The sequence below is a fragment of the Gordonia sp. YY1 genome (genome assembly GCF_009872315.1).
GTDB classification, from domain to species: Bacteria; Actinomycetota; Actinomycetes; order Mycobacteriales; family Mycobacteriaceae; genus Gordonia; species Gordonia amicalis.
The window spans coordinates 429776-453409 of the sequence record NZ_WXYI01000001.1 but is presented as its reverse complement, the minus strand read 5'-3'; the positions used below and the strand labels follow the sequence as shown (position 1 = coordinate 453409).

At 64.5% G+C, this 23634-nt stretch carries 19 protein-coding genes and 1 tRNA gene; 9 read left to right on the top strand and 11 right to left on the bottom strand.

The annotated features are described in order from the left end of the window. Nucleotides 1–204: 204 nt before the first annotated feature. Both BPODLACK_RS02075 and BPODLACK_RS02070 read right to left on the bottom strand, forming a co-directional pair. A complete protein-coding gene (locus BPODLACK_RS02075; protein WP_159404601.1) occupies nt 205–444 on the bottom strand; it encodes a DUF4190 domain-containing protein in 240 nt (79 codons plus the stop codon). Nucleotides 445–1329: 885 nt separating this feature from the next. Beyond that, on the bottom strand, nt 1330–1509 hold the full coding sequence (locus BPODLACK_RS02070) for a hypothetical protein (RefSeq protein ID WP_096272627.1): 180 nt from the start codon (nt 1507–1509) through the stop codon (nt 1330–1332). Nucleotides 1510–1656: 147 nt separating this feature from the next. On the opposite strand from BPODLACK_RS02070, the gene BPODLACK_RS02065 reads away from it, so the two are divergent. Then, nucleotides 1657–2178: a peptidylprolyl isomerase gene (locus tag BPODLACK_RS02065; protein WP_006437485.1), complete on the top strand. Its 522-nt coding sequence runs from the start codon at nt 1657–1659 to the stop codon at nt 2176–2178. A 203-nt stretch (nt 2179–2381) separates the two neighbouring features. Further along, nucleotides 2382–3095, top strand: a complete 714-nt coding sequence (locus BPODLACK_RS02060) for a rhomboid family intramembrane serine protease (protein ID WP_159404600.1) — start codon at nt 2382–2384, stop codon at nt 3093–3095. A gap of 10 nt (nt 3096–3105) precedes the next feature. Here the strand turns inward: BPODLACK_RS02060 and BPODLACK_RS02055 are convergent, their stop codons facing one another. Together BPODLACK_RS02055 and crgA are read right to left on the bottom strand one after the other, a co-directional pair. Beyond that, nucleotides 3106–3618 carry a PH domain-containing protein gene (locus BPODLACK_RS02055; RefSeq protein WP_159404599.1) on the bottom strand — a complete coding sequence of 171 codons (513 nt, stop codon included), beginning with the start codon at nt 3616–3618 and terminating at the stop codon, nt 3106–3108. A gap of 118 nt (nt 3619–3736) precedes the next feature. Then, nucleotides 3737–4027, bottom strand: coding sequence for a cell division protein CrgA (crgA, locus tag BPODLACK_RS02050; protein WP_096272635.1), 291 nt, complete (start codon nt 4025–4027; stop codon nt 3737–3739). Between the two features lie 161 nt (nt 4028–4188). Between crgA and BPODLACK_RS02045 the strand changes: the two genes are divergently transcribed. Next, entirely contained in the window at nt 4189–4848 is a 660-nt protein-coding gene (locus BPODLACK_RS02045; protein ID WP_159404598.1) for an aminodeoxychorismate/anthranilate synthase component II, read from the top strand. 30 nt (nt 4849–4878) lie between these two features. Here the strand turns inward: BPODLACK_RS02045 and pknB are convergent, their stop codons facing one another. The 7 genes from pknB to BPODLACK_RS02010 all read right to left on the bottom strand — a co-directional run bounded on the left by pknB (nt 4879) and on the right by BPODLACK_RS02010 (nt 14739). Continuing rightward, a complete protein-coding gene (gene pknB, locus BPODLACK_RS02040; protein ID WP_159404597.1) occupies nt 4879–6828 on the bottom strand; it encodes a Stk1 family PASTA domain-containing Ser/Thr kinase in 1950 nt (649 codons plus the stop codon). A gap of 71 nt (nt 6829–6899) precedes the next feature. Beyond that, entirely contained in the window at nt 6900–8261 is a 1362-nt protein-coding gene (locus BPODLACK_RS02035) for a protein kinase domain-containing protein (RefSeq protein WP_159404596.1), read from the bottom strand. After that, on the bottom strand, nt 8258–9757 hold the full coding sequence (locus tag BPODLACK_RS02030) for a peptidoglycan D,D-transpeptidase FtsI family protein (RefSeq protein ID WP_024497914.1): 1500 nt from the start codon (nt 9755–9757) through the stop codon (nt 8258–8260). Before BPODLACK_RS02030 ends, BPODLACK_RS02035 begins: the two co-directional genes overlap by 4 nt. After that, nucleotides 9754–11187 carry an FtsW/RodA/SpoVE family cell cycle protein gene (locus tag BPODLACK_RS02025; RefSeq protein WP_024497913.1) on the bottom strand — a complete coding sequence of 478 codons (1434 nt, stop codon included), beginning with the start codon at nt 11185–11187 and terminating at the stop codon, nt 9754–9756. Before BPODLACK_RS02025 ends, BPODLACK_RS02030 begins: the two co-directional genes overlap by 4 nt. Next, nucleotides 11184–12680, bottom strand: coding sequence for a PP2C family protein-serine/threonine phosphatase (locus BPODLACK_RS02020; RefSeq protein WP_159404595.1), 1497 nt, complete (start codon nt 12678–12680; stop codon nt 11184–11186). Before BPODLACK_RS02020 ends, BPODLACK_RS02025 begins: the two co-directional genes overlap by 4 nt. After that, nucleotides 12677–13141, bottom strand: coding sequence for an FHA domain-containing protein FhaB/FipA (locus tag BPODLACK_RS02015; RefSeq protein ID WP_006437475.1), 465 nt, complete (start codon nt 13139–13141; stop codon nt 12677–12679). The genes BPODLACK_RS02020 and BPODLACK_RS02015 overlap by 4 nt, the downstream gene beginning before the upstream one ends. 251 nt (nt 13142–13392) lie before the next feature. Then, nucleotides 13393–14739, bottom strand: a complete 1347-nt coding sequence (locus BPODLACK_RS02010; RefSeq protein ID WP_159404594.1) for a DUF3662 and FHA domain-containing protein — start codon at nt 14737–14739, stop codon at nt 13393–13395. 276 nt (nt 14740–15015) lie between these two features. On the opposite strand from BPODLACK_RS02010, the gene BPODLACK_RS02005 reads away from it, so the two are divergent. The 6 genes from BPODLACK_RS02005 to BPODLACK_RS01980 all read left to right on the top strand — a co-directional run bounded on the left by BPODLACK_RS02005 (nt 15016) and on the right by BPODLACK_RS01980 (nt 23629). Further along, nucleotides 15016–15101 (top strand) — tRNA-Leu (locus BPODLACK_RS02005). Nucleotides 15102–15307: 206 nt separating this feature from the next. Further along, entirely contained in the window at nt 15308–17740 is a 2433-nt protein-coding gene (locus tag BPODLACK_RS02000; protein WP_159404593.1) for a type I restriction-modification system subunit M, read from the top strand. Then, nucleotides 17740–18876 (top strand): restriction endonuclease subunit S, encoded by a 1137-nt coding sequence (locus tag BPODLACK_RS01995; RefSeq protein WP_159404592.1) that lies wholly within the window; start codon nt 17740–17742, stop codon nt 18874–18876. Before BPODLACK_RS02000 ends, BPODLACK_RS01995 begins: the two co-directional genes overlap by 1 nt. Further along, entirely contained in the window at nt 18873–19814 is a 942-nt protein-coding gene (locus tag BPODLACK_RS01990) for a GIY-YIG nuclease family protein (RefSeq protein WP_159404591.1), read from the top strand. Before BPODLACK_RS01995 ends, BPODLACK_RS01990 begins: the two co-directional genes overlap by 4 nt. After that, nucleotides 19807–22884, top strand: coding sequence for a type I restriction endonuclease subunit R (locus BPODLACK_RS01985; protein ID WP_159404590.1), 3078 nt, complete (start codon nt 19807–19809; stop codon nt 22882–22884). Before BPODLACK_RS01990 ends, BPODLACK_RS01985 begins: the two co-directional genes overlap by 8 nt. Beyond that, nucleotides 22871–23629, top strand: a complete 759-nt coding sequence (locus BPODLACK_RS01980; protein ID WP_159404589.1) for a M48 family metallopeptidase — start codon at nt 22871–22873, stop codon at nt 23627–23629. The genes BPODLACK_RS01985 and BPODLACK_RS01980 overlap by 14 nt, the downstream gene beginning before the upstream one ends. Nucleotides 23630–23634: the final 5 nt, after the last annotated feature.

Here is a 23634-nt window from a genome sequence, read left to right as displayed (position 1 = left end):
CGCGAGTACGTTCACGCGCGCCGGGATCTCCTCGGCGCGACCCCGCGGCTCGCCGTGACCGGGAACGCGCTGGATGGAGCCTCTTTTCCGCTATCAGATCTTCCTACCGAAACGGCGCACAATTCGGTGCCGATCCGCGATCTCGAGGAAGGCGATTCGCCCGTTTCCGCTGAGACCGATGTCATAGTGCCGCGCAGAATCGCATCAGGCGACGAACAGGATCCAGCCGTAGACGAGCAGCCCGAACACCAGCACGCCGAGGTAGGCCCAGCCCAACCAGATCGCGACGTTCGCGAACGGCAGTCCGGCCTCCCGGGTGCGACGGATCTGGGCCCGCGCGCGGTAGCCGAGTACGAGACCGATCACGGAGGTGATGCCCAGCCCGGAGAGGACCAGGGCCCACACGGCCGTGCGATTGAGGCGTGGGCCGGACTGGGGAGCCACGTTGTCCTCCGGATCGTCCTCGAGTGCTGGGTTGTTTGCTGAGTAGGCCTGGGAGACCGGCGCGAAGACCGTGCGGTCGTCTGAGTCGGACGTCTCGCCGTCGAGCTCCGGGCGCGGACGAGACGGTTCCGGACGAGACGGGGGCGGTCCCGGACGGGCACCGAGCGCGTCCGGACGTGGTGCACCGGTGCGTTGCGAGGGATCACCTTGCGACGAATTACCTTGCGGCGCACCAGGAATGGGCGACTGGAGGGGGGCTCCGGGCGGCGGGTGGTGTCCGGCCGGGGGCCGGGCGCCAGGGGGCATCGGACGGGGATTGCCCTGCGGATCACCCGGAACCGGCCGCGGACGGGGCCCGGTCGTGTACGCGCCGGCCGGACGTGGGGGAGGACCCGGGTCACCGCCGGGGCGGGGACCGTTCGTGCCGGGCGGTTGCGGACGCGGACCGCCGTGCCCGCCGGGTCCGCCCGAGGGACGGGGACTGCCGGGAGGCGGACCGGGACGCTGGGCAGATGTGGGACCACCGGGCGTCGGGCCACCCGATGCGGGTGGGAAGGATCCGCTGGGCCCGGGACGGTTCGGTTCGGTCACGTCACGACCGCGGGGCGGGGAGGGTGCACTGATGGGTGCGCTCGGAACACGCTCCCAGGGGGCGGTGCCATGGGATCCGCCGGTGGGCACCGGGCCGGCGCCGCTCGGACCGGAACGGGTCGGTTCCGGGTCGCGAGGCCTCGCGTCGTCGGACATCGACCACAGCTCGCGTGCCCGCTCGGACGCGCCACCGGGGGAGGCGGGCGTGGTCGTAGAGCGCTCGTCGTCTGAGGTCACGTGTTTCAAATTACCCGTGGACGCCGCCGACGCCCGGATCGACCGTCGGCGGTGTCGTCACGAGGCCTGTGATTCCGTGCTCTCCACGAGGGCCTGACGGACCTCTTCGACGCGGGGAACAGTCGGGGAGACCGGCGGCGGATCCTGGCGCGTACGACGCAGGATGACCGCGCCGGCACCTGCGATGAGCGCCGCTGCGAGCACGGTCACCGCGACGACGAGGTAGTTCTTCGGCATGTCGACCAGAGTGCCAGCCGGACGGCCGCCGATGCCACCTCGGATCGTGTGACCCTGCGCGCGCCGACCACGTCTGCGGAATCGGATCCATGCATTTGAGAGCCATCTCCCGACCACCCGAAAGGCCACAAGTGGTTGGATGGTGGGGTGACCACTCAGAAAACCTCCGCAGTCATCCACACCAACCGCGGCGACATCAAGGTCGACCTGTTCCCGAACCATGCGCCGAAGACAGTCGAGAACTTCGTCGGCCTCGCCGACGGCAGCAAGGAGTACAGCAAGCCGAACGCGTCCGGCGGCAACTCCGGACCGTTCTACGACGGCTCGGTCTTCCACCGTGTGATCGCCGGCTTCATGATCCAGGGCGGTGACCCGACCGGCACCGGCATGGGCGGCCCCGGTTACCAGTTCGGTGACGAGTTCCATCCCGAGCTGCAGTTCGATCGTCCGTACCTGCTCGCCATGGCCAACGCCGGGCCGGGCACCAACGGCTCGCAGTTCTTCATCACCGTCGGCCCGACCCCGCACCTCAACCGTCGCCACAGCATCTTCGGTGAGGTCACCGACCCCGCGTCGCAGCAGGTCGTCGACGCCATCGCGACCACGTCGACCGATCGTCAGGATCGTCCGCTCGACGCCGTCGTCATCGAGAAGATCGAGGTCAACTGACCACTCCGGAACACACCGCCCCCCAGCGGGCGGTGTGCTACCGGCATCCCGACCGTCCCACCGGCCTGTCCTGCAGCCGGTGTGGGCGGCCGGCGTGTCCGGAGTGTCTTCGACCGGCGTCGGTCGGCCAGCATTGTCTCGAATGTCTTCGAGGTGACGGCATCCAGCAGACGCCGGCCTTCGGCGACCGCGGGATCCGGAGGATGGCCAGGACCCGGCTGTCCGAGGGCAAGCCCTACGTCACCTACACCCTGATCGGGATCAACATCCTGGTCTTCCTCCTGTGCGCGGTGCAGGGAGGCTTCGGCGACCCCGGGGCCGCCACGATCTTCAGTTCCGGAGATCTGCTCAAGAGCGACGTCGCCGCCGGCGAGTACTGGCGACTGCTGACGTCCGGCTTCCTGCATTTCAGCGTGATGCATGTGGCCGTCAACATGCTCTCGCTCTACATCCTGGGCCGTGACCTGGAGCTCGCGCTCGGCATGGCCCGCTACCTCGCGGTGTATCTGATCGCCCTGTTGGGCGGCAGCGCCGCCGTCATGCTCTTCGAGAACGACCGCGCCCTGACCGCGGGCGCCTCGGGCGCCATCTACGGCCTCATGGGCGCGATGCTGGTGATCATCCTCAAGGCGCGGGTCTCGCCGGTGCCGGTGCTGTTGATCATCGGGTTCAACGTGGTCCTGTCGTTCTCGCTGCCCGGGATCTCCGTCCTGGGGCACCTCGGCGGTCTCGCCTTCGGTTCCGCGGCCACCGCAGCCGTCGTGTATCTCCCGGGACTGGTCCTGCCCGAGGGGCGCCGGACCCCGCAGGCGACCGGCCGGGTCGGCTGGATCGCGCTCGGCGTGCTCTTCGTCGTCGCGCTCGGCCTGGGGATCGCCGGGGGCGTCACCTACGACGGGCTGACCTACATCCGCTGACGTTCACACGTCATCTGTCGTCGTCGACGTGGAATCCCGCAGCGCGGAGTTCGTCGACGACCGAGATGAGGTCGGTGCCGAGATCCCATCGGCTGAAGACCAGCAACCGGGTGTCGTCCCGGGGTCCGTCTCTCCCGGTTCCGTCATTCGGGCGGACGGGTTCGGCGTCGTCGTCGAGGACGTCGATCTCGAGCTGTCCCACCCGACGCCCGACGCGGCGCATCGACAACAGCCGGATGCGCTCGACGCGGTCGGGCGTGTAGCTGCGTCGCCCGGTCAGACCGCGGACGGTCAGCGTGGCCGGGTATCCGGCGGTGAGTTCGAGGCGCGGCCGGACGACCAGCGTGTAGACACCCAGGCCGACCAGCAGGATGCCGGCGATTCCCATGAGCACGGAGCCGCCCGGGTCGTTGGACACCAGAACCGCGCCGCCGAGCAGGATCACTCCTCCGAGGCAGCCCGCGACTCCCGCGCCGACGGGCGTCGACCATGCGTGTGTGGATGAGTCGCCAGAGTTATCCACAGGAGTTACTCACAGTGGGGAGAACTTACACACATGTTATTTCCACACTGTGGACAACTTACACACATGTGTTTCCGCAGTTCAGAGCGATTCGTCCGGCACATGAGCGGCAATGCGATCAGCGCCACCGCATGGTCATCAACAGGCCGGCCACCATGAGCGAGAACCCGATGAGGAAGTTCCAGGAGTTGAGCTGCGCCATCCAGTGGAGGACCTGACCCTCGCCGCCGTACGCGGTGGGGGTGGCGGCGAGGTAGTAGACGACGAGCCAGGCCAGCCCCAAGAGCATCAGGCCGAGCATCACGCTCACGTAGATGGTGCTCGAAGCGCCGGCCTTGACCTTGACCGGCGTCCTGCTCGCGGTGTTGATCGTGTAGTCGGTCTTCTTCCGGACTTTTGACTTCGGCATGACATCCTCTGTTGTGCTGTACCGCGGCAGCGGTCGTATGCGTGCCCTGGCGTCCCGAACGTCGTGGCGACGAGCGGTCCGGGGTCGGAAACACTCGACTTCTACGGTATCTCACCAGGTCGCTGACGGCGGTACCCGCTTTCGGCGGTAGCCTTTTGTCCGTGAGCCGCATCCTGGTCATCGACAACTACGACAGCTTCGTCTACAACCTGGTCCAATACCTGGGTCAGCTCGGTGTCGAGGCCGTCGTGTGGCGCAACGACGACCCGCGTCTGACCCCGTTCGACGCCGAACATCTGCGTGAGGCGGTCGCCGGATTCGACGGAGTGCTGCTGAGCCCGGGACCGGGCACCCCGCAGCGTGCCGGTGCGACGATGCCGATGGTCGAGGTGGCCGCTGCCGAGGAACTCCCCCTGCTGGGCGTGTGCTTGGGGCACCAGGCGATCGGCGCTGCCTTCGGCGGGACCGTCGACCGAGCTCCGGAACTGCTGCACGGAAAGACCTCGCTGGTTTTCCACGACGACAAGGGTGTGCTCGCCGGCCTGCCGGATCCGTTCACCGCCACCCGCTACCACTCGCTGACCGTCTTGCCCGAGACGATCCCCGACGAGCTCGTCGTCACCGGACGCACCGAGTCCGGCATCGTGATGGCGATGGCCCACCGCGAGCTGCCGATCCACGGGGTGCAATTCCACCCCGAGAGCGTTCTGACCCAGGGCGGGCACCGGATGCTCGCCAACTGGCTCGAGATCTGCGGAATCGAGGTCGACGAGGCACGTGTCGCGGCGCTCGAAGCGGAGATGGCCAGCGCGGTCGGCTGACGTGATCCGACCCTGCCGACCGGGCGTCCGTCAGTTCGGCAGCAGGCTGGCCTGACCGACGACGATGGTGATCGCGCCGTTCTTGCGCGCCTTCGATCCCACCGGGGGGTCCTGCCCGATGACCCGTCCGCTGTCGGGACTGTTCAGTGGCACGTTGCGCGTCTGACGCGTCAGCGTCGACCGTTCCCACCCGGCCTGCTCGAGGGATGCCTGGGCCTCGACGGGCGTCTTGCCCCGCAGGTTCGGCACGGTGAACAGGTTGCCACGGGACACCGAGAGCTGCACCGTGCTGCCCTGCTCGGCCGTCGAACCGGGCCCGGGAGAGGTGGAGATGACCTCGCCCGCGGGCTGTTCCGAGTCGACCGCGATCACCTCGACCGTCATACCGAGCTCTTCGAGGACCGCGCGGGCGCGGTCCGCCGGCATGCCGACGACGTCGCGGACGGTGATCTCCTTGGGGCCGTTGCCCACGTTGAGGACCACCGCGCCGTTCACCGGCACCTCGGTGCCGATCTTCGGTGCGGTCGAGACGACCTTGTCCTTCATGTCGATCGTCGAGTCGACACGTTCGGTCCTGACGTTGGTGAACCCGAGCACCTTGAGGGCGTCCTGCGCCTCCGACGGGGTCTTCCCGACCAGGTCAGACGGTATCCGGTGCCGTTGTGGACCGGTCGAGATGTACAGGGCGACCTCGGATCCCTCGGCCGCCAGGACCCCTTCGCCCGGCGTCGACCTGGTGGCCAGTCCGGGCCCGACGTCGAGGCTGGGTTCCTCGAGGACCCGCACCTCGAAACCGGCGCGTTCGAGGGAGGACCGGGCGTCGTCGGAACTGAGTCCGGCGACTGCGGGCACGGTGACCTCGGGATCGGACCCCGAACTCCACGGGGACCAGAGGAACAGCGTTCCGACGAGCAGCACCACTGCGGCCATCGCGCCGGCCATCAGCCGGCGTGACCTTCGGCGTGGCGGCTCGTCGTCGGCGTCGTCCCGGTATGCGTCGTCTCGTCGATGGTTGCCGCCGGCCCGCGCGGGGACGGCGCGCCGGGGCCCGGTCGTCTCCGACCGGGTGGGGCGTCGCGGCCCGGTGTCGATGAACTCGGTGCGCTCCTCGTCGGTGAGCAGCATCGGCGCCGACGGCTTGCCGCCGGCGAGCACCCGGATCAGGTCGGCGCGCAGATCCGCGGCCGACTGATACCGGTTCTCCTTGTTCTTGCTCATCGCCTTGAGCACGACGGAGTCGAGCTCACGCGGGATGTCGGGGCGCACGTGCGACGGCCACGGCGGGTCCTCGTGCACGTGCTGGTGGGCGACCGCGACGGGTGAGTCACCGGTGAACGGCGGTTCTCCGGTGAGCAATTCGAAGAGCACACAACCCATCGAGTAGATGTCGCTGCGCGGGTCGACCTTGATGCCGCGGGCCTGCTCCGGCGACAGGTACTGGGCGGTGCCCATCACCGCGGACGTCTGCGTCATGGTCGACGTCGAGTCGCTCATCGCGCGGGCGATGCCGAAGTCCATCACCTTCACCGCGCCGGACTTGTCGATCATCACGTTCGCCGGCTTCATGTCGCGGTGCACGATGCCGTTGCGGTGTGAGAAGTCCATCGCGGCCGCGACGTCGGCCATCCACGTCATCGCCTGCCGCGGTGCGATCGGACCGTTGGCGCGCAACACGTCACGCAGGGTGTCGCCGTCGACGTACTCCATCACGATGAACGGCAGCGGACCGTCCTCGGTCTCGGCCTCACCGGTGTCGAAGACCTGGACGATCGTCGGGTGATTCAGCTTCGCCGCGTTCTGGGCCTCCCGCCGGAACCGGAGGTAGAACGACGGATCACGCGCGAGGTCGGCGCGCAGCACCTTGATCGCCACGTCCCGGTGCAACACCAGATCCCGGGCATAGTGCACCTCGGACATGCCACCGAAACCCAGCGTTTCGCCGAGTTCGTAGCGGTCGGAGAGGTGGTGTGGTGTCGTCATCTGCCTCGGGGTCAGCCTCGGATCTCAGCTCGGTGTGGTGGTCGGACGTGATGTCAGCATGGCGCGGGGGTCTAGCACAGCGGGAACGGCACGCCGGGGAAGCACGGGGTACCGGTGGCGGCACCGGTGTCCGTCGTGTCCTCGGTGGTCGTCGGCGGAGCCGGTGTCGTCGTCTCCGTCGTCTGTTCGCTGGTGGTCGTCTCCTCCCGCGTGGTGGTGCGGGTCGGGCGCCGCGTGGTCGTGGTCTCCGTCGGTTCCTCGGTCGGGGCCACAGTGGTGGTCTGGGTGACTGTCGAGGAGGTGGACGGGGCCGGCGGTGCGGCATCGCTGCCACCGCTGCTGACCAGGTAGAAGCCGATCAGGCCGATCGCACCGACCAGCAGCGCGGCGGCCACACCGGCGAGGACCTTCTGGCCGGTCGTCCAGCTGTTGTCCGGTGGCGGCGCGACCGCCGTCCGGGACGTCGGACGCGGTGTGACGGGACGCGAAGCGGTGCCCGGCGACGTCGTGGCGCGTGTCGCGACGGCGGCCCCCAGCGCCGCGGCCCCGGCAGCACCCGCTGCCGCGCCGGCGACGGCACCCGGCCGCGGGGGTCGGCGACCCGCGCGGACGGCGGCCACCGCGTCGGCGAACTCGCCACCGTTGGCGTAACGCTGGCGTGGATCCTTGGCCATCGTGATCTCGATGAGCTCACGGACACCCGAGGGCAGGTTGGACGGCAGTGGCGGCGGTGATTCGCGGATGTGTTTCATCGCCACGGTGATCGCACCGTCGCCGAGGAACGGGCGCCGGCCGGTGAGGGCCTCGTAGCCGACGACGCCGAGCGAGTACACGTCGGACGCGGCCGTCGCCTCGTCGCCGGTGGCCTGCTCGGGAGAGATGTACTGCGCGGTGCCCATGACCATCCCGGTCTTGGTGACCGGGGCGGAGTCGACGGCCTTGGCGATACCGAAGTCGGTGATCTTCACCTGGCCGGTGGGAGTGATCAGGATGTTGCCCGGCTTGACGTCGCGGTGCACCAGACCCTGACTGTGCGCGGCCTGCAGGGCACGGCCGGTCTGTTCGAGCATGTCGAGCGTGTTGGTCAGCGACAGCCGGCCGAGACGCGAGATCACCGAGTTCAGCGGCTCACCGTCGACCAGTTCCATCACCAGATAGGCCAGCGGGTCGCCACCGTTGTAATCCGGCGTCTCGCCGTAATCGAAGACATTGGCGATGCCCGGGTTGTTGAGTTTCGCGGTCGTCTGCGCCTCCGCGCGGAACCGCGCGATGAACTCCGGGTCGCTCGTGTACTCGGCCTTGAGGACCTTCACCGCGACACGACGGTTCAGGCGTGTGTCGAGGGCTTCCCACACCTGGCCCATGCCGCCCGTCGCGATCAGACGGATGAGCCGGTAACGATCACCGATGGTGGTGCCGTTCTGCAGGGTCATCGACTGCCACCTCCCACCAGTGAGTTGATCACTTCTCGTCCGATCGGTGCGGCGACGGTCCCGCCGACCGAGTCCGCACCGAATTGTCCATTCTCCACCACGACGGCCACGGCAATCTGTGCATTCGACGACGGTCCGAACGCGATGTACCAGGCGTACGGTGTCTCGGTGCTCGAACCGCTCTCGGCGGTGCCGGTCTTCGACGCGATGGACACCGGTCCGCCGGCGCCCGCGGTGGAGCGCTCGGACTCGATCATCATCGATGTCAGCTCGGCCGCCTGCTCCGGTGTGATCGGTTTGTTGGCGGTGTTCGGCGGTGTGGTCTGCAAGGTTCGCAGATCCGCCGATTGGAGCTTATCGACCAGGTACGGCTGCATACGCACCCCTCCGTTGGCGACGGTCGCCGCGATCATGGCGTTCTGCAGCGGCGTGAGCCGTACATCCCGCTGTCCGATGGATGCCTGTGCGAGAACGTCGAGAGACGGGATCTGACCCACGGTCGAGTCGGCGACGGGGATCGGGATGTCCGGGCCGGGTTGATCGAGGCCGAACAGGCTCGCGGTCTCGGTGAACTTGGGGATCGCGTCCGACATCTTCTCCGTCACGAGTTCGGCGAACGCGGTGTTGCACGAGTACTTGAACGCCGTCTCCAGCGACACGGTTCCGCCCGAGGATCCCGGGCAGGCCTGTCCGCCGTAGTTCGGCAGGGACACGTTGGTGCCCGGCAGCGGGAAACTCGGTGACGCGGTGAGGCGGATGCCCGGGGTGATGTTGTCGCGGAGCGCGGCCGCCGAGGTGACGACCTTGAAGGTCGACCCCGGCGGGTACAGCTGGCTTATCGCGCGATTGAGCATCGGCTGTGCGGTGTCGCCGGGACGGTTCCACGCCTCCCAGCTGCTCTCACGAACTTCCTGGTCGTGGCTGGCGAGTTTGTTGGGGTCGTAGCTCGGGGTCGAGACCATCGCCAGGATCTTGCCGGTGTTGGGCTGGAGCGCCACCACCGCGCCGCGGCACGGTCCGTCGCACGGCCCGTTGAGCATGGCGCGGTACGCGGCTTGCTGGACCTTCGGGTTGATCGTCGTGACGACGTTCCCGCCACGCGGGTCGCGGCCGGAGAACATGTCCATGAACCGCTGGCCGAAGAGCCGGTCGTCGGATCCGTTGAGGATGGAGTTCTCGTAGTGCTCGATCTGGCTCGCCAGGTACTGGAACGAGTAGTAGCCGGTGACCGGCGCGAATGCCTCGGCGCCTTCCCGCGGGTACTGACGCAGGAACTTGAGGCGGCTGTCGATGGGCACCGACAGGGCGATCACGGTGCCGTCGGCGGTGGTGATCAGGCCGCGCTGGCGCGAGTACTCGTCGAGCAGCACCCGGTTGTTGCGCGGGTCGGTCTTCAGGGCGTCGGCCTTGAACACCTGGACGTAGGTGGCGTTGGCGAGCAGCGCGACGATCATCACGATCACCGCGATCGACACGTTCCGGATAGGCTTGTTCATCGGCGCTTCACCACCTGGGTGGGCAGCGCGTCCACCGGCTTGGCCGCCGGACGTTTCTTGACCGGATCGGGTTCGCGGGCGGCGTTGGAGATCCGGATGAGCAGCGCGACGAGGATGTAGTTGGCCAGCAGCGACGATCCGCCGTAGGACAGGAACGGCGTCGTCAGACCGGTCAGCGGGATGAGCTTGGTGACGCCACCGACCACGACGAAGATCTGCATGGCGATGGTGAACGCCAGGCCTGTCGCGAGAAGCTTGCCGAAGCTGTCCCGGACGGCGATGCCGGTGCGCAGGCCGCGATGGATGAACACCATGTAGAGCAGCAGGATCGCGGTGAGCCCGGCGAGCCCGAGCTCCTCACCGATGGTCGAGATGATGAAGTCGGTGTTGGCGAACGGCACGATGTTGGGTCGTCCGGAACCGAGGCCGGTACCGAACAGACCGCCCGTGGCCAAGCCGAACAGGCTCTGACCGATCTGGTAGCCCGAGCCGTCGAAGTCCTCGAAGGGGTTGAGCCACACCGAGACACGCGTCTGCAGATGGGAGAAGATCGACCACGCCAGCACGGCGCCGATGGCGAACAGACCGATGCCGAGGACCAGCCATTCGACCCGGGACGTCGCCACGTAGAGCATCGTCAGGATGGTCGCGAAGATCAGCAGCGACGTGCCGAGGTCCTTCTGGACCACCATCACCGCGATGGCGATGGCCCAGGCGGCGATCAGTGGGCCGAGGTCGCGGGCGCGGGGGAGGTCGACGCCGAGGACGTGCGGGCCCGCGGTGATGAACAGGTCGCGCTTCGACACCAGGACCGCCGCGGCGAAGATGATGATCAGGATCTTCGAGAACTCGCTCGGCTGGATCGAGAAGAACGGCGTGATGATCCAGTTCTTGGAGCCGTTGATCTCCGAGAACGCGCTCGGCAGGATCGCCGGGATGATCAGGAAGATCAGTCCGCCGAGGCCGAGGGTGTAGGCGTACCGCGACAGGGTGCGGTGATCCCGGATGAGGATCAGCACCGCCGAGAACGCGATGATGCCCAGACCGGCCCACAGCAACTGCTGGTCGGCGTTGTTGGTCGACTCGGTCGGGTTGATCGACTCACCGGTGTTGCCGGACCCGAGGTCGAGGCGGTGGATCAGCACCAGACCCAGCCCGTTGAGCACGGCGACGACGGGGAGCAGGATCGGGTCCGCGTGCGGCGCATAGCGTCGTACGACCAGGTGGGCGATCCCGAACAGCGCCGTGTACGCGGCGACGTACTTGACGATGTCCCACGTCAGGTTCTGGCCCTGGGCGGCTTGGACGACGAGAAGGGCCACTGTCACGAGACCGATGGCGAACACCAGCAGGAGTAGCTCGGCGTTGCGGCCGGTACTCGTCGCGGGCTCGCGAGGCGGGGCATGCGGGGTGGGCGCGGCTTGAGTCATCTCACCTGCTGCCGGCAGCTGGTACCGGCGTCCTGTGGAGGTGCGGGCTTCTCGGTGGGTGCAGCGCCCGGTGCGGGCGGGGCCACCGACTCGGTGGCACCTCTCTGAGGGATGCCGGACGGGTTCGCGGAGGCACGGGGAGCGGGCGGTGCGCTCGAGGCCGGGGGCGGGGTCGGCGTGGACGGCGGAGGCGGAGGAGTCGACGACGGAGCATTGTCGCAGCGGAAGGTGAGCTCCTTGGTCACCACGCCCTCGATCTCCTCGGCGCTGCGGTCGCGGATCATCACGTTCTTCACCGACTGGGCCGGTCCGGACACGAGATCGTCGACGTTGAGCGAGATCTTGCAGGTGTCGTCGTACGGGATGAAGGTGTAGGTGGGTTTCTCCTGGTCGAGATTCTCGACGCACACCCGTGTCACGGGTTCGCTCATCGACACGAAGAGGAAGTCGGCCGGCGAACCCTGATGGATCACGACGTCCCCGCCGGAGTCGGCGGCCACGTAGTAGTTTCTCTGCACGACCGCGCGGACGGCGAAGAATCCGGCGACCAGTGCGACGACGACCGCGACTGCGACACCGACGGCAAGCCACCGACGCCACGTGCTCTTGTGCTTCGGCGGCGCGTCGTCCTCGGTCAGGACCGTCGGGCGCTGCGGCTGGGCGGCCGGCGGACGCAGCGCGGCGGCGCGCCCGGCAGCGGTCGCGGGATCGGGGGTGTAGTGCTCCTCGTGGCCGCCGGCGGCTCCGCCGACGATCGGGCGAGAGTCGCCGTACTCGGTGTCGACGACGTCGGCGAGGACGACGGTCACGTTGTCCGGGCCGCCACCGCGCAGGGCGAGTTCGATCAAGCGGTCGGCGCACTCCTTCGGATCCGCGATCGAGCCGAGGGTTTCGGCGAGGGTCTCCTCGCTCACGACGTCGGACAGCCCGTCGCTGCAGAGCATGTACCGGTCGCCGGCGCGGGCCTCGCGCATGGTGAGTGTGGGTTCGACCTCGCTGCCGGTCAGCGCCCGCATGATCAGCGACCGTTGCGGGTGCGTGTGTGCCTGCTCGGCGGTGATCCGGCCTTCGTCGACGAGTGTCTGCACGAAGGTGTCGTCGCGGGTGATCTGGTTGAGTACACCGTCGCGGTACATGTAGCCGCGTGAATCGCCGATGTGGCACAGTCCGATTCGGCTGCCGGCGAAGAGGATGGCGGTGAGCGTGGTGCCCATGCCGTCGAGCTCGGGCGCCTCGTGGACCTGCGCGGCGATGGCCTCGTTGCCCGCGCGTGTGGCGCGGTCGAGCTGGCTCAGCAGATCGCCGCCGGGCTCGTCCTCGTCGAGTTCGGACAGGGCACGGATGACGAGCTGACTGGCGACCTCGCCGGCCGCGTGTCCGCCCATGCCGTCGGCGAGCGCGAGCAGGCGCGGACCGGCGTAGAAGGAGTCCTCGTTGTTGGACCGGACGAGACCGCGGTCGCTGCGCGCGATGTAACGCAACACAAGTGTCACGGGCGCAACTCGATCACGGTCTTGCCGATGCGGATCGGCGTGTTCAGCGGGACCTTCGCGGCAGTCGTCACCTTGGACCGGTCGAGATAGGTGCCGTTGGTGGAACCGAGGTCTTCGACATACCAGTCGTCACCCCGTCTGGAGAGACGTGCGTGACGTTCCGAGGCGTAGTCGTCGGTGAGGACGAGAGTCGAGTCGTCGGCGCGGCCGAGCAGCACCGGTTGCTGGCCGAGGCTGATGCGGGTGTTGGCCAAGGCGCCGTGCGTGACGACGAGGTAGCGGGCCGCGCCTCGTACCCCACCGCTGCGTCGACGCTTGTCCGCGCCACCCGAGTAGCGCGGGATGCGCATGCCGCCGGCCGAGGCGATGTCGGCACGAAGAGTCCGGATCACGGCGAAGACGAACAACCACAGCAACAGCAGGAACCCGATACGGGTCAATTGCAGCACCAAGCCCTGCATCTCGTGTGTTCACCTCCAGCGCCGTCACATCTCGGTTCAGTCGTACTCGGCAAGCCGTACGGGCGGGTGTCGATCTCGACTGCCGATCGCAACCGGCGGACCCCGTGTGCATCTTATGGGCAGTTCCGCCTAACCCGTTCATTCACATATGACAGTTCAGTATCAACCGCCCGCGCACAGTCGCCGGATCGCCTCGATCAGCGACGATCGCCGCCCGCGTTCCACGGGGCGTTCGTCGGCGGTTGCCGGGCCTACTGGAACCGGACGGTGATGTCGGAGTGACCCACGCGGATGCGGTCGCCGTCGGCGAGTTCCCAGGTGTTGACCTGCAGATCGTTGACGGTGGTGCCGTTGGTCGAGTTGAGGTCGGTGAGCATCGCGGTGGTGCCGTCCCAGCGGATCTCCACGTGGCGACGCGACACACCGGTGTCGGGCAGACGGAACTGCGCGTCCTGGCCGCGACCGATCACGTTGGAACCCTCGTGCAGCTGGAAGGTGCGGTTGCTGCCGTCCTCGAGGAGCAGGGTGATCGACGTCGGGGCGTAACCGGCGGCGGGACGTCCCGCGCCGTAACCCTGGTCGTAGCCGCCCTGGTAGTCGTAGGCGGCCGGCTGCTGGCCGTAGCCCTGCTGCGAATAGCCCTGCTGGCCGTAACCCTGGTCGTAGCCGGGCTGCTGTCCGTAGCCCTGCTGTTCGTATCCGGGCTGGCCGTAGCCGGGCTGCTGTCCGTAGCCCTGCTGCTCGTAGCCGGCGGGTTGCTGGTAGCCCGGCTGCTCATAGCCCTGGCCGTAGCCGGGCTGCTGGCCGTAACCCTGCTGCTCGTAGCCGGGCTGCTGACCGTAGCCCTGCTGGCCGTAGCCGGGCTGCTGGCCGTAACCCTGCTGTTCGTAGCCGGCGGGCTGCTGACCGTAGCCTTGCTGGTCGTACCCCTGCTCGTAGCCGGGCTGCTGACCGTACTGCTCGTAGCCCTGCTGTCCGTACCCCTGCTGGTCGTAGCCCTGCTGCTCGTAGGCCTGCTGGTCGTAAGCGGGATCGGCGCCCCTGCGCTGGTCGTATCCGGGGTTCTGAGTCATCTTGGGGGCTCCTTGGTCGAGGGCGTCGGCGGGAAGGGCTTGTGCGGCCGGGCGAGGATTCGGGGCCGGGGGACCGGCCGGTGGGCGAGGGGCCTTCGGTGGTGGCGCGCCGTGTGGTTGCTCCGAACGCGGCGGCACCGGTCGGGGCCGTGCGTCCGGGTTCACCGTGCCGCGCGCACGGAAGATCCCGGTGTGTAGAGATGGCGATTGCTCGAACTCTACGACGACCTTGCCGTAGGTCTGCCACCCGTTGTCATGGATGAAGTGTTCCAAATGCTTCGAGAAAGTCTTGCGGTTCAGTTCGTATTCCGCCGCGATGTGCTCGTGATCGGTCGGACTCAACAGCAATGTGTAGCTGTTCGCCGCAAGGACGGTACCGTCGCCGAGGTTCTCCAGCGACTCCTCGGCTTCGCGCGCCAGGCCGTTCTCGATCTCCTGCGGAGCCACCTGACCACCGAAAACTCGCGCAAAGCCGTCGTCAACAGCACCTTCGAGCTTGCGTTCAATTCGTTGCAGGATCCCCACCGAGACCTCCTTTCGCGGCATTCGAGCGTGTCGCCGTGCATATGGCCTTGTTTGATGATAGCGACAACAACGGATAACTGTGCCACCGCGACAACTGGTGCATCGTGTGTAACACCTGCCCCAGGTGTCTGGCCAGTCACCGGTGCCGCAGGTCACCGACGCTGCGAATGCCCGCGGAGACCCGGGTTTTGTAGTAGGGGCGCGGTGCTGTTATCGTCGTCCAGTCGCCGGACGAACCCAGTTCGACGGCATGCCCGCCGGAACTCCGGCGGCCACGGGCGAGTGGCGGAATGGCAGACGCGCTGGCTTCAGGTGCCAGTGTCCTTCGGGACGTGGGGGTTCAAGTCCCCCTTCGCCCACCACGAGCAGTTCAGCACAACTACACACACAAGGTCACGATGCAGACGGCGTCGTGACCTTGTGCTTTGTTGGTCAGTGGGTCAGCTGACGGTCGGACGATGCTTTTCCGGGACTTCTTCTCTTGTCGTCCCCTCGAGCCACCCAGACACCACATCAGAGATTAGTAGGGTTGGCCTGATTAGCGTCGAATCGCGTGGAGGCCCGTGCTGTGGCATTGAAGAAGTCTGATCTGTACTCATCCCTGTGGGCGAGCTGCGACCAGTTGCGCGGCAGCATGGACGCGAGCCAGTACAAGGACTACATCCTGACCCTGCTGTTCGTGAAGTACGTGTCCGACAAGGCCAAGGCCGATCCGGACAGCCTCATTGACGTACCTCATGGTGGGTCGTTCGACGATCTACTCAAGGCGAAGGGGTCGGTGGAGATCGGCGACCGGTTCAACAAGGTCATCGCCAAGCTGGCGACTGCCAATGAGCTGCGCAACGTCATCGATCTGGCGGACTTCAACGATGAGGAGAAGCTCGGAAAAGGCAAGGAGATGCAGGACCGGCTTTCCAAGCTGGTCGAGATCTTCAACGGCCTGGACTTTCGCGGTTCCCGGGCCGAGGGCGATGATCTACTAGGCGACGCCTACGAGTACTTGATGCGCCACTTCGCCACCGAATCGGGCAAGAGCAAAGGCCAGTTCTACACGCCCGCTGAGGTCTCCCGAATCCTTGCCAAGGTGGTCGGCATTGGACCGCACACAAAGAGGGGCAATACCGTCTTCGACCCCGCGTGCGGCTCCGGTTCGCTGCTGCTGAAAGCGGCCGCTGAGGCACCGCACGGCATGAGTATTTACGGCCAGGAGAAAGACTTCTCAACCTGGGCGCTGGCCAAGATGAACATGATCCTGCATGGCAACGAGATTGCCGAACTCGCGAAGGGTGACACGATCACCAGCCCAGCCTTCCTCAAAGGCAATCAACTCGAGCGCTTCGACTATGTGGTCATGAATCCGCCGTTCTCGGTGAAGTCGTGGAGCAACGGCTTGGAAAACGAGTATGGCCGGTTCGACTACGGCCGTCCGCCCGAGAAAAACGGCGACTTCGCCTTCCTGCTCCATGCGCTCGCATCCCTGAAAAGCACAGGCAAGGCCGCGATCATCATGCCCCACGGCGTACTCTTCCGCGGAAATGCCGAAGCTTCGATCCGGGAACGCCTGCTCCAGCAGGGATACATCAAGGGAATTATCGGACTCCCCGCAAACCTGTTCTACGGCACCGGAATACCGGCCTGCATCGTCGTACTTGACAAAGAGAACGCCAACGCCCGGACCGGTGTGTTCATGATCGATGCCTCCAAGGGCTTCATGAAAGACGGACCCAAGAACCGGCTGCGCAGCCAGGACATCCACAAGATCGTCGACACCTTCACCAACGAGCGAGAAATCGACCGCTACTCGCGCATGGTGCCGCTGCGAGAGATCGCCGACGCCAGGAACGACTACAACCTCAACATCCCCCGCTACATCGACTCTTCGGAGCCTGAAGACCTGCAGGACCTCGACGCCCACATCAACGGCGGCATCCCCAACCGCGACCTCGATGCCCTCAACGACTACTGGGATGCATTCCCGACGTTGCGCAAACACCTCTTCAAACGCAACCGGCCCGGCTACAGCGACCTCCGCATCGACGTCGGAGACGTACAACAGGCGATCCTCGACTCTGAGGAGTTCAAGGAGTTCGCAGAACGGGCCCAGGCCATCGCGACGGACTGGTTCACCTCACACCGTGCGCGGCTCAGCCACATCACTGCGAACACGAAACCGAACCACCTGATCACCGAGATCGGCGACGACCTCCTCCTCAGCTTCGCCGACGTGCCATTACTCGACGAGTACGACGTCTACGAACAACTCATGACCTACTGGCACGACGTCATGCATGACGACGTCTACCTCATCATGAGTGACGGCTGGCTCGACGCGGCCAAACCCCGCAAGACCATCGAAGACAAGGTCCGAAAACTCTCGGAGACACCCGATCTCGTCGTCGGCAAGGGACGAGGTGCCACCAAGTACAAGATGGACCTCGTCCCACCGGCACTGATCGTCGCTCGTTACTACGCTGCTGAGCAAGCTGAGCTCGACGAACTGAATGCGGCTGCCGGCGACGCGACACGAGCCGTCGAGGAGTACATCGAAGAGAACGGGACCGAAGACGGTCCGCTCGCCGAAGCCATGGACGACGGCAAGGTCACGAAGGCACTTGTAAGTGGGCGCCTGCGGACAGCTAAACGAGAAGGGGCAGACCCAGACGAAGCTGAATCCTTGCAGCAACTGCTCAAGCTCTACGACGCCGAGGCCGACGCGAAGAAGGCTGCCAAAGATGCGCAGGCTGAGCTGGACCAGGTGACACTGAGTATGTACGGAGATCTGACGACGAGCGATGTCAAGGCCCTTGTGCTCGATGCCAAGTGGCAGTCTGCTATCGCCCACCGCATAGATGGTCGGGTCGAAGCGCTTACGCTGAACCTGGTTGATCGAATCCTGCTGCTCGGGGAGCGATACGCGTCGACGATCGCTGATCTTGACAGTGAGTTGCAGAAGCTTGAGGACAGAGTCTCGCGCCATCTAGAAGCTATAGGAATCGTCTGATGAGGTGGCGAAAAACAAGTCTAGGAAGTGTTGCCACGCTGCAGCGCGGCTTCGACTTGCCTGCGCGCAACCGTCGACCAGGACGTGTACCGGTTGTTAGCTCATCAGGCGTCAGTGGTTGGCATAACAAGGCAGTGGTTGCGGGACCGGGTGTTGTGACTGGGCGATACGGCACAATTGGAGAGGTCTTCTTCCAAAGCTCTGGATTCTGGCCTCTGAATACGACTCTATGGGTCTCTGACTTCCACGGCAATAGTCCTCGGTTCATTTATTATCTTCTTCAACGTGTGGACTATGACGCCCATAAGGGAAAAAGTGGTGTTCCCGGCGTCAACCGGAATGACTTGCACAATGAGAGTGTTCTGCTGCCAACTTCAACCGCTGAACAGTGCGCAATTGCGGATGCGCTCGACGACGCAAGTCAGATGATCTCCACACTCGAACGCCTCATCGCCAAGAAGCAGGCGATCAAGCAGGGCATGATGCAGCAACTCCTGACCGGCAGCACCCGCCTGCCGGGGTTCAATCAAGCGTGGGTACATGTCACGCTCGGTGAAATTGCAAGCTTCAGTAAGGGCTCGGGTTTGCCAAAATCCGCACTCACTTCGACCGGTTCCACGGAGTCTGTTCACTACGGCGAATTATTCACCTTCTACGGTGCGGAGATTACCGAAGTGAAAAGTCGTACAACGCCGAATGGGCGAGTGGTTCTCTCGGAAGCCCTGGATGTCCTGATGCCTACATCGGATGTGACACCTCGCGGCCTCGCGAAAGCGAGCGCGATCGGGGCTGCCGGGGTGGCACTGGGTGGGGACATCCTTGTCATAAGAGCCGACAGCGAGCGGGGGTATGGACCTTTCTTGGCGCGCGCAATTCGTCAGAACGCTGATCAGGTCCTTCAGCTCGTGCGTGGTTCGACCGTCTACCATCTGTACGCGGCGGACATGCGTAATTTCACAATTGCCCTTCCGGCTGTAAGTGAGCAGCAGGCTATCTCGAAAGTCTTGCGGGACGTAGAAATCGAGATTGAGGTACTCCACTCTCGGCTCGAAAAGGCTCGCGATATCAAGACTGGGATGATGCAGCAACTCCTGACTGGTCGTACACGCCTGCCGGTGGAGGAGGATGGATCGTGAGCGCTGGCAAAACGGTTCGGCTGTTCCTCGCTGACGGCACTCCTGGAGGATTGCTGACGGCAGAGATCATGAACTGGACCGGTCATGTTGTAGCGGCCCCGCGTTCAGACCTGGCCGCTCTGTTGAAGCGGCCCGAGACTTCCCGCACAGGCATCTACATCTTGCTGGGTGACGATCCGGACAGCGTCGGCGGGCAGATGGCATACATCGGCGAAGGTGATGACGTTAGCAAACGCCTATACCACCACGCGCGCCCAGAAAACCAGAACGGCAAGGACTTCTGGGATCGGGCCATCGTGCTGACGAGTAAAGACGCGAACCTGACCAAGGCGCACGCCAGATACCTGGAGAGTCGGTTCATCACGCTCGCGCTGCAAGCCAATCGAGCGCGGCTCACCAACGGCACCTCGCCCGCGCCGATTGTGCTGCCCGAGGCGGATATGTCCGACATGGAGTACTTCGTCGACCAGAGCAAGATCGTGCTGCCGGTATTGGGAGTCAACATATTTCGATCCCCGAGAACAGCGGTGGCGTCGCCCCCAGATTCCCACGGTGGCCGCACTGATTCACCTGTGTTTGAGATGACGATGAAGAAGTTGGGTATCTCGGCGACCGCGCAAGAAGTCGATGGCGAGTTCACAGTGTTCGAAGGTTCCCATGCGCGTTCCGCGTGGATAGGGGCAGCGGGCCACAGTTACATTGGGCTGCGCACAAAGTTGGAGAAGGACGGAACACTCGTACTCTCATCGGATGGCGGCACGATGATCTTCAACCGCGACCACGCCTTCTCCAGCCCCAGCGCAGCGGCCGCTGTGGTCGCTGGCCGTCCTGCGAACGGCCGCCTCGACTGGAAGGTGCAGGGCACACGCACAACCTACGGAGAATGGGAGTCCGAGGGGCTCGAGGAGGCCATGAGCCAGGAGGCCAACCATGAGTGAGGTTGGTCAGAGGGAGCGCATCACGCAGAAACGTGTGGTGAATCTTCTCAACACGAATCTCGGGTACGACTACCTCGGCAATTGGGCTGCCAGAGTCGGCAACTCCAGTATCGACGAGGGTCTGCTGGTCGCAAGTCTCCGAGCCCGGGGCTACGAGAAGAACCTCATCGCTCGTGCACTAGACCGTCTCGGGAAGGCCGCAGCAGTCGGCGCCGGCCACGATCTCTATGAGGCGAACCGCGAGGTCTACGGCCTGCTTCGCTACGGGGTGAAGGTCAAGCCTGGCGTCGGGGAACAGTACGAAACTGTCTGGCTGATCGACTGGAATGATCGCGAAGCTAATCACTTCGCTGTCGCGGAAGAAGTGACGGTAAAGGGCGAACACACCAAGCGCCCCGACATCGTGATCTACGTTAACGGCATCGCCCTGGCCACCCTAGAACTCAAGCGGTCTAAAGTCGCTGTCTCCGAGGGTATTCGACAGACGATCGGCAACCAGTCACAAGATTTCATCCGGCCGTTCTTCTCCACCGTCCAGTTTGTGTTTGCTGGTAACGACGTCGAAGGCCTCCGCTACGGCCTGATCGACACACCCGAGAAGTACTGGCTCACCTGGAAAGAACCCTTCCGCCGCAAGGTAGGACCGCTCGATCGCGCCCTCCTCCAGATGTGCGAGAAGCACCGCTTTCTCGAACTCATTCACGACTTCATCGTCTTCGACTCAGGCGTGAAGAAGGGACCCCGACACAACCAGTACTTTGGCGTCAAAGCGGCGCAGGACCGTATTGCTCAGCGCGAGGGCGGCATCATCTGGCACACCCAGGGATCCGGCAAGAGCCTCACGATGGTGTGGCTTGCCAAGTGGATTCGGGAGAACCAGCCCAACGATCCACGCGTGCTGCTCATTACCGACCGCACCGAACTCGATGAGCAGATCGAGAAGGTGTTCAAGGGTGTCAACGAGGACATCTATCGCACCAGCAGCGGCGCCGACCTGATCGCCACACTCAACAAGTCGGAGCAATGGCTGATGTGCTCACTGGTGCACAAGTTCCGGGCCCCCGACTCCGACCGCGAGGACGAGGAGGCCACCGCCGAATTCATCCGGGAACTCAACGCGAAGATCCCGAAGAACTTCAAAGCGAAGGGCAACATCTTCGTCTTCGTCGACGAAGCCCACCGCACGCAGTCCGGCGCTATGCACGACGCCATGAAGCAGTTACTCCCCGAGGCGATGTTCATCGGTTTCACCGGCACCCCGCTGCTCAAGTCCGACAAAGCCACCAGCATCGAGACTTTCGGTTCGTTCATCCACACCTACAAGTTCAACGAGGCCGTGGCCGATGGTGTGGTCCTCGATCTGCGTTACGAAGCTCGCAACATCGACCAGCACCTGACGTCACCGGATCGGGTGGACCAGTGGTTCGAGGCCAAGACGCAGAACATGACCGACCTGTCGAAGGCCGAGCTGAAGAAACGCTGGATGACGATGCAGAAGATCGCCTCCGGCGAACCCCGATCGCGACAGATCGTCAACGACATCCTCCTCGACATGGAACTCAAACCGCGCCTCAAGACCTCACGGGGCAACGCCATGCTCGTCGGGGAAAGCATTTACCAGGCATGCCGACTCTACGAACTGTTCTGCAACGCTGGTTTCCAAGGCAAGTGCGCCATCGTCACCAGCTACGTCCCCAACACCAGTGACATCGCGAAAGAACGCTCGGGGGAGGGGAAGACCGAGAAGCTCCGGCAGTACGAGATCTACCGGCGCATGCTCGCCGACTACTTCAACGAACCCGCCGACAAAGCCATGAGCAAAGTCGAGCAGTTCGAACGCGAGGTCAAACGACAATTCGTCGACAACCCCGGCCAGATGAAACTGCTCATCGTCGTCGACAAGCTACTCACCGGGTTCGACGCCCCGTCGGCCACCTACCTCTACATCGACAAGAAGATGCAAAACCACGGCCTGTTCCAGGCGATCTGCCGCGTCAACAGACTCGACGGGGACGATAAGGACTACGGCTACATCGTCGACTACCGTGATCTGTTCAAATCACTGGAATCAGCTATCCACGACTACACTGCCGAAGCACTCGACGGCTACGAGAAGGACGACATCGAGGGACTCCTCACCGATCGCATCAAGAAGGCGCGCGAAGATCTCGACGAGGCACTCGAGCAGATCCGAGCACTCGTCGAACCCGTTAAGCCGCCCAAGGACACCTACGCGTACCAACAGTACTTCTGCGCCAAGGATGAAGGCGACACGAAGCAACTCAAGGACAACGAACCCAAGCGGGTCATGCTCTACAAAGCAGTGTCGGCGGTCACCAGCGCTTACGCGAACATCGCCAGCGACATGACCGAGGCTGGGTACACGAAATCCCAAGCAGCGCAGATCAAGACAGAAGTCGCCGACTACATCAGCATCCGCACCGAGGTCAAACTCGGTGCCGGCGAGAACGTCGACTTCAAACAATATGAAGCTGGAATGCGCTACCTCCTAGATACCTACATCCAGGCAGACACATCCAGGGTTGTCGCCACCTTTGAGGACAAAGGACTCATCGAACTCATCGTCGAACTCGGCCCCGATGTTCTCGGCCTCCTCCCAGCCGGCGTCAGAAGCAATCCGCAGGCTGTGTCGGAGACGATCGTCAACAACGTGCGCAAGATCCTCACCGACGAACGCATGATGAACCCCAAGTACTACGACCACGTCAGTGACCTCCTCACCGCACTCATCGAACGGCGGCGGAAAGAAGCGATCGACTATGAGAACTACCTCGCCGAACTCATCGAACTCGCACGCAAGGCACGACCCGAGCGCGAGAGTCCGATCCACACGGGACTACGGGCGCTGATCGACAACCTCGGCGACGAGCCTCTCGCCAAACGAATCGACATCGTCATCCGTGAGGTCAAACCGCACCACTGGATCGACAGCAAACTCAAGCAGCGACTTGTACGGAACGCGATCAGAGCCGAACTGCCAGCCGACTTCGGCGACGATGAATTCGACGAACTCATGGCAGTGGTGAAGGCTCACGATGAGTACCACTGACCATTCGCCAGACCCCACCGCCTCGACTGGGTACCTCACCGTCCGCGACATTGAGGTCGACGTCGAGTTCAAAGACGTCAAGAATCTGCACATCGCAGTCGAACCACCGCTCGGACGGGTCCGTGTGGCCGCGCCTCCAACTCTTACCGAGGACCAGGTCAGACTGGCTGTTCTGCAACGGTACGCATGGATTCGTACGCAGCGAGATCAACTCCGGAACGCACCCCGTCAGTCTGAGCGGGAAATGACAACCGGTGAATCGCACTACGTGTGGGGACGCCGGCTGCGCCTCGCCTTGATCGAGCGCCCTGGCCGGCCGCACTTCGAAGTCAGCGGCGGTCGGTTGTTGCTCTACACCCACGGCGAGATGTCACCGGAGCGGCATCGCCAGCTACTTGACCAGTGGTACCGGCAGCAACTTCGGCATGCGCTGCCCCCTCTCATCGAAACGTGGGAACAGCGACTAGGACTTTCTGTCCCCAAATGGAGTGTGCGAAAGATGAAGACCAAATGGGGCTCCTGCAATCGAGAAACGCGCCACATATGGTTCAATGTCGAGCTGGCCAAGAAGCAACCAGAATGCCTGGAGTACATCGTCGTTCATGAGATGACCCACTATCTGGAACGAGGGCACGGACAGCGATTCGTTGCTCTCATGGACGTGGAACTGCCTGACTGGCGCAACCGGCGAAGCCAGCTGAACGAGGCGCCACTGGCGGACGAGGAATGGAGACCGAAGTCATGACCGGC

Bases quoted from the DNA above. Each gene is read 5' to 3' on its own strand.
- BPODLACK_RS02070 (WP_096272627.1), bottom strand. From the start codon at position 1,509: ATGCCGAAGAACTACCTCGTCGTCGCGGTGACCGTGCTCGCAGCGGCG.
- BPODLACK_RS02060 (WP_159404600.1), top strand. From the start codon at position 2,382: ATGGCCAGGACCCGGCTGTCCGAGGGCAAGCCCTACGTCACCTACACC.
- crgA (WP_096272635.1), bottom strand. From the start codon at position 4,027: ATGCCGAAGTCAAAAGTCCGGAAGAAGACCGACTACACGATCAACACC.
- pknB (WP_159404597.1), bottom strand. From the start codon at position 6,828: ATGACGACACCACACCACCTCTCCGACCGCTACGAACTCGGCGAAACG.
- BPODLACK_RS02035 (WP_159404596.1), bottom strand. From the start codon at position 8,261: ATGACCCTGCAGAACGGCACCACCATCGGTGATCGTTACCGGCTCATC.
- BPODLACK_RS02030 (WP_024497914.1), bottom strand. From the start codon at position 9,757: ATGAACAAGCCTATCCGGAACGTGTCGATCGCGGTGATCGTGATGATC.
- BPODLACK_RS02025 (WP_024497913.1), bottom strand. From the start codon at position 11,187: ATGACTCAAGCCGCGCCCACCCCGCATGCCCCGCCTCGCGAGCCCGCG.
- BPODLACK_RS02015 (WP_006437475.1), bottom strand. From the start codon at position 13,141: ATGCAGGGCTTGGTGCTGCAATTGACCCGTATCGGGTTCCTGCTGTTG.
- BPODLACK_RS01995 (WP_159404592.1), top strand. From the start codon at position 17,740: ATGAGGTGGCGAAAAACAAGTCTAGGAAGTGTTGCCACGCTGCAGCGC.
- BPODLACK_RS01985 (WP_159404590.1), top strand. From the start codon at position 19,807: ATGAGTGAGGTTGGTCAGAGGGAGCGCATCACGCAGAAACGTGTGGTG.
- BPODLACK_RS01980 (WP_159404589.1), top strand. From the start codon at position 22,871: ATGAGTACCACTGACCATTCGCCAGACCCCACCGCCTCGACTGGGTAC.